At 68.0% G+C, this 847-nt stretch carries 1 protein-coding gene; it reads left to right on the forward strand.

The window, feature by feature from the left end:
* Nucleotides 1-159: 159 nt before the first annotated feature.
* Nucleotides 160-847, forward strand: a 688-nt coding sequence (locus ASJ79_RS24890; RefSeq protein ID WP_231751021.1) for a DUF222 domain-containing protein, incomplete at its 3' end; no start/stop codon positions are given.

An 847-nucleotide genomic window follows, 5' to 3' on the forward strand; every position in this document is an offset into this window, starting at 1 on the left:
GCGAGCTGGCGTTGATCCACATCGGTTGCCATGGAGTCGAGTGTTTCTGACATCGTCAGTCCTTCCCGCCAAGCTCACGCCCGGCGTGTCAGACCAAGACCAGATCCACCGTTATTCAGACAGACCCATCGATTGTTCGCGGGGGCGGAGCAGTCCGCGGTGGTGGCTGCGATCGAACAGTGCGCCCGGGAGGAGGCGGCGGCGGGGGCGCGCAAGGCCGCGGCGATCGCCGAGCTGGTGTATCAGGCGGTGAGCTGGGATGACGGGCGCGATGACTGGGTGTATGACTCGTGGGCGGGCGCGGCGTGCGAGCTGGGGGCGGTGTTGAACCTGGGGACCCGGGCGGCCTCGGGGCAGATGCGGATCGCGGTGGCGTTGCGTGATCGGCTGCCCCGGCTGGCCGAGCGGTATCTGCAGGGCCGGGTCGGTGCCCAGGTGGTGGCCAAGATCTGTTGGCGCACCCGGCTGGTCGAGGACCCGCAGGTGCTGGCGCTGCTGGATGGCGAGTTGGCCGGCAAGGCGTCGCGGTGGGGGTCGTTGTCGCAAGAGGCGTTGGTGGCTGCCATTGATGCGGTGATCGGGCGGTTCGATCCGGATGCGGTGATCCGGGCTCGGGAGGTCATCAAGGCCCGGGATTTCCATATCGGCTCGGTGGACGACCCGGATGAGCTGGTGTTGGTGTGGGGTCGGGTGCTGGGCTGTGATGCGGTGGTGTTGGCCGCGCGGATCGCCGAACTGCTCAAGGGGATCTGTGACAATGATCCGCGGTCGGCGGGGGATCTGCGGTCGTGCGCGGTGGGGGCGATCATCCAGGGCCAGGATCATCTGCCGTGCCTGTGCGGCAAGC

Origin of the sequence: Mycobacterium sp. NAZ190054 (genome assembly GCF_001545925.1) — a bacterium.
Taxonomy (GTDB): Bacteria; Actinomycetota; Actinomycetes; order Mycobacteriales; family Mycobacteriaceae; genus Mycobacterium.